This is a genomic window from Pseudomonas inefficax, assembly GCF_900277125.1.
GTDB lineage: Bacteria > Pseudomonadota > Gammaproteobacteria > Pseudomonadales > Pseudomonadaceae > Aquipseudomonas > Aquipseudomonas inefficax.
The window spans coordinates 1-4,486 of the sequence record NZ_OPYN01000225.1; the positions used below are offsets into that span (position 1 = coordinate 1).

General features: G+C 61.3%; 5 protein-coding genes. 1 reads left to right on the forward strand and 4 read right to left on the reverse strand.

Translation table 11 applies throughout. The features are described from left to right. Nucleotides 1-8: 8 nt before the first annotated feature. Nucleotides 9-1,184, reverse strand: coding sequence for an O-antigen ligase family protein (locus JV551A3_RS28755; protein ID WP_133975801.1), 1,176 nt, complete (start codon nt 1,182-1,184; stop codon nt 9-11). Between the two features lie 101 nt (nt 1,185-1,285). Here JV551A3_RS28755 and JV551A3_RS28760 point away from each other — a divergent pair, with 101 nt between their 5' ends. After that, nucleotides 1,286-1,891, forward strand: coding sequence for a serine/threonine-protein kinase (locus tag JV551A3_RS28760; RefSeq protein WP_133975803.1), 606 nt, complete (start codon nt 1,286-1,288; stop codon nt 1,889-1,891). A 3-nt stretch (nt 1,892-1,894) separates the two neighbouring features. Here JV551A3_RS28760 and JV551A3_RS28765 read toward each other — a convergent pair whose 3' ends face one another. The 3 genes from JV551A3_RS28765 to JV551A3_RS28775 all read right to left on the reverse strand — a co-directional run. Further along, the gene (locus JV551A3_RS28765) at nt 1,895-2,986 is read right to left on the reverse strand and encodes a glycosyltransferase (RefSeq protein WP_133975805.1); all 1,092 of its coding nucleotides are present in this window, start codon (nt 2,984-2,986) and stop codon (nt 1,895-1,897) included. 37 nt (nt 2,987-3,023) lie between these two features. After that, nucleotides 3,024-3,797 carry a glycosyltransferase family 2 protein gene (locus JV551A3_RS28770; RefSeq protein ID WP_133979321.1) on the reverse strand — a complete coding sequence of 258 codons (774 nt, stop codon included), beginning with the start codon at nt 3,795-3,797 and terminating at the stop codon, nt 3,024-3,026. A gap of 66 nt (nt 3,798-3,863) precedes the next feature. Further along, a partial coding sequence (locus JV551A3_RS28775; protein WP_137010698.1) for a glycosyltransferase family protein occupies nt 3,864-4,486 on the reverse strand: 623 nt, incomplete at its 5' end.

The following is a 4,486-nucleotide window of genomic DNA, read 5'->3' on the forward strand; positions in this document are numbered from 1 at the left end:
CTCGCTGTTCAGGTTGAACCGGAAATTTTACCACAGGCGCCATTTTCGGCACTCCCCCATGGCAGCAACATGGCCAGGCCCACGGGCAGCCAGCTGATGAACCATTCGGCACGTGGCGTACCGGTGAGGCTGGCGGCATCGAACTGCATCGCCAGGGTGGAGTACACCCAGAAGCCGAGCAGGATCTTGCCGAACAGTGTGCCGCGTGCGCGTACGATTTCGCCCAGGGTGTACAGCCACACCAATATCCACATCAGCATGCCAGGCAGGCCCATCTCCACGGCGACATGGGTGAACATGTTGTGAGTGTGGTCAAAATGCCTGTTCCCTACAGCCACGTCGTAGCTTGCACCCAGGCCAAGGCCGCTCCAGGGAGCCGCAGCAATCATGTCGACTACAGCATGGAAGATCTCCGGCCGGTAGGACGAACCGCGGTGGGCGATCAGATCGTAAACGAAATAGAAGGCCAGGCCGGTGGCAAGGGCGGCCAGGATGGCAAACACCCGGCTGTGACGGTCGCGGAACCAGAGCGGGCCCAGGATCACGGTGAACACCAAGGCCAGCACCGCCCCACGGCTCTGGCTAAGCATGACGAACACGCCCAGGCAAGCCAGCGCCACCAGCCATACCAATTGCAGGCCACGCTGCTGCGGCGGCTGGTAAATCAGGAAAAGCACGGCCGCGCCGATGACATAGGCGCCGAGAATAGGGTGCGATATCTCGCCGATGCCCTGCAGGCGGACCAACCAGAGCTTGCCCTCCATGCCGTAGAAATGAATGACCGAGATCAGCGCCGCCACCGCCAGCAAGGCACTACCGATCACCAGTAGTTGGCGGACACGGGCCAGGCCAAGCTGGGCCAGCAGTGGAAACGCCAAAAGGAACAACAGGATGTAGAGCAGGCGCTTGGCCTCGCGCCCAGGGTCTTCTGCGCTCGACCAGACCAGGCTGAGCCCGCTCCACGCAAGCAGCAACAGCACGCTCCCCCACAAGGCCGGCTGACGCCGCCAGGCCTGCACGATGATTTGTCTAGCGGACCACGCCATTACCAGCGTCGGCAACCACAGGAACAGCACCAGGCCTTGCTGATAGACCTTGTTGCTCGGTGCCAGGGCAATCGCTGCCAGGAACCAGATCAGACCAAACCCCAACCAGGCTCGCGCCCAGTTTTTCTGATACAACATCCTTTCCCCCGATCAACCAAAGACACCATCCAATGGTGCTACAACATTATTTTCGGCATTATTGCCGGTCATTCTGTTCGCCCGACGACAAGGCTCTATTCATGCAATGCTCCCGGCTCCCCCAGGTCGACTTCGATCAGCTGACACAAGGCGCACAGGTGCTTGAGGCAGATAGCCATGGCGCCAAAGTCTACCTGCTCACGGATGGTAATTTCCTCAAGGTTTTTCGCAGGAAGCGGCTGATTTCATCTGCACTGCTGCGCCCGTACTCGCAGCGCTTCGTCGACAACGCCGCACGCCTTGCACAACTGGGCATTCCCACGCTGGAAGTGATCAGCCAGCACAAGCTCGACCTTCCGGGCCGCACTGCCGTGCTGTACCGCCCGCTGCCGGGGCGTACCTTGCTGCAGATGTCGCGCGATGAAGGTTTCAGCTGGGACACCTATCTGCCGCGCCTGATCGAACTGATCCGCCAGTTGCATCACAGCGGCGTGTACTTCCGCTCGTTGCACCTGGGCAATGTTGTGGTCACTCCCGACGAGCACCTGGGGCTGATCGACGTGGCCGACATGCGCTTCCTGCGCCCGCCACTGTCGGCGCGCATGATTCGGCGTAATGTGCAGCATATGGTGCGCTATATCGAGCGGGAGAACCTGGGCGACCGGTTCCCTCTTGCCGCCTTCGAGGCAGCCCTGCTGGCGCGCTGAGCGTCAGCTGCGCAGCAGGCTTTGCGAGCCGTTGCAGAAGGCCTGCCAAGCCTGCTCCGGCGCCAGCGCCTGACGCTGCCGGGCGGCTACCGCCGGGGCACTGATCGCCGCACAACGCTCGATCGCCTCGGCCCAGGCATTTTCGTTGGCAACGGGCAGGTAGCCACCGGTGTCCTGCAACTGCTCGCGGAACACCTGCAGGTCGCTGCACACCACCGGCACATCGGCCATGACCGCCTCTTGTACCACCAGCCCCAGGCCTTCGGAGCGCGAAGGCACCAATAGCCAGTCGAATGCCTTGTACAACCGCTGAAGGTCGTCGCGGTGACCGCTCAGGTGAACACGCCCGACCAGGCCCAGCGCGTCGATACGGGCTTGCAGTACCTCACGCAGAGGGCCTTCGCCGATGATTGCCAATTGCAGCTCAGGCTGGTGCGAACTGGCCTTGGCGAACGCCTCGATCAGCATCTCGAAACCTTTGCTCTCCACCAACCGCCCGACCGCACCCAGCAGCAACCCGGTTACCTGCGGCAACATCAGGGCCTGCCTGGCCGCTTCCCGGCTTAACAAAGGCTCGGCGAAAGCCCGCGGGTCCAGGGCCATACGCAAGGTCTGCACCGGCCTGCCAAGGTCGTGTTCGAGTGATGTGGCAAGCGTCTGCGAAACGGCGGCGATGCTCAGCCGCTCGGCCGGGAACCTGCGCAGCAGGCGAACATCACTGGCACTCAGGCGCGTCTTGCCGTGAAAAAGGACTTTGGCACGTACCTGCGGAACCTGTTGCAACAACGGCAACACCAACCGCGCCACACCGACACCGTCGAGCAGCACTACTTCAGCCTGGGCCTCGTTCAGCGCCTTGCGCAAGCGCATGCGCAACCATGGGCGCAACAGGCGCCAGAAGTGCCGCCCTTTCAGTGCCCGTGAGGGCATATGCCATTCCCGGGTCGAACCAAGCCCACAGCAGAGCCCGCTACCCAGCAACAGCCAGTTACTGATCCGGGCATCGGCACCCGCGTGCGACAGTACCTGCCGATGCACCTTGTGGATGGACATGTACGGCGTTCCACCCGCCCACATCATATTGACGATGTTCATTGGCCCTTTCCCGCTCATGTCAGGTGGGACAGCGACTTCATTGAACAAAAATGGTGATTCCCATGCCAATCACGGCACCCGCCACCAGCGTCAATGCCAACTTTATCCGATCACGTCTACGACGCTTTACCTTGCGCTCCACTTCGATGGGCAAGGTCACGTGATTACCAAATCCAGTGTGCAATACTGCATCACCCTCCAAGGTGACCGCTGTCAGGTTTAACTCAGCGTAGCGTCGGGAAAGTGCCTTTTCTCCAGCATAGGCGGCAAATGGCGCGCAACGCTGATAATCGCTCAACCGACGCAGACCCGGGTTGAGCGAAAACGCCTGCCACTCGGCCTTGTCGGACAGCAGCGGGTAGCAAGGCACCCCGGCGATCACCTGGCGGTCGCCCAGGTGGATGTACGGGCTGTGGATGGCCAGGTCATGGGCATGACTGCGCAGCCACACCTGCAACACGTCGGGGCTGACCTCCAGAATGGCCCGGGAGTCTTCGACGAAGCCCTGGCGATAGAAGTGCCAGTCGTCCTCGCAATGAAAGATGTAGGGCGTCCTGACGTGGCTGTAGGCCAGGTCGATAGACGGCAACTGGCCCAGCTTTGGCCGGTTGACGAACACCTTGCAGTACGGTTTCCAGTGCTCAGGCACAGCGGCATGCACGGCATCGTCACCGGAATCTTCGGTGATGAACACTTCGCGAATGGGCGCGGTATTGTAGCGATCGAAACTCTCAAGGGTATCTTTGAGCAGATCGAACCGCCCACAACTGGTCACGACGAGCGTGACGTCACTCTCATTTGAAAAGCGCACCGGACTCCCTCCGCATTGCGACTATCGACTTTCAACGCCCGTTCCGCAGGCGCGAAAGTTCTTATGTTAGATGCCCAGCTTCAGGCGCAGCCGCTGCCATGCAGACAACGGCGGATGGGGCCTGAGCGCGGGGCGCATGTGGTCGACGATGCTACGTCCAACTGCGCCGAAACTGAAACGGGAAATCGCCAGATGGCGGCCATTTTCTGCAATCTGCCGGGCCAGCTCGGGCTCCGCACGCAAACGGCGGAGCTTTTCCTGGAGGGTCGGGATGCTGTCATAGAACACCACGTTGTGCATGTCCTGCAGGCCTAGCGCTCGGTTCTCTTCCTCGCCCTGGTCATATGCCAGCAACACACAGCCACAGGCCATGGCTTCGAAGTTCTTGATCATGTATTCGCCCATGCCGACGTCGGCACTGACGAAGAAGCGGATCCGGTTGAGCGTGTTGGAGTAGTCTTCACCCGACTTGGTACGGCTGACTATCAGGTTCTCGACCCGGCCCAGCTCGTCCAGCAAGGCCTTGCGGCCGCTGTAGGCCACGCTGTTGGTGCTGCCGACGAAGGCCAGCTCGATGTCGCGCTCACGCCCTTGGTCGGCAAGCAACTGCTCGTCGTAGCCCTTGGGCACGAACACGGCGTCGAAACCTTCCTGGCGCAGGCGCTCGCTGACCATGTAGCCGGAGCTGA

Bases quoted from the DNA above. Each gene is read 5' to 3' on its own strand.
- JV551A3_RS28760 (WP_133975803.1), top strand. From the start codon at position 1,286: ATGCAATGCTCCCGGCTCCCCCAGGTCGACTTCGATCAGCTGACACAA.
- JV551A3_RS28765 (WP_133975805.1), bottom strand. From the start codon at position 2,986: ATGAACATCGTCAATATGATGTGGGCGGGTGGAACGCCGTACATGTCC.
- JV551A3_RS28755 (WP_133975801.1), bottom strand. From the start codon at position 1,184: ATGTTGTATCAGAAAAACTGGGCGCGAGCCTGGTTGGGGTTTGGTCTG.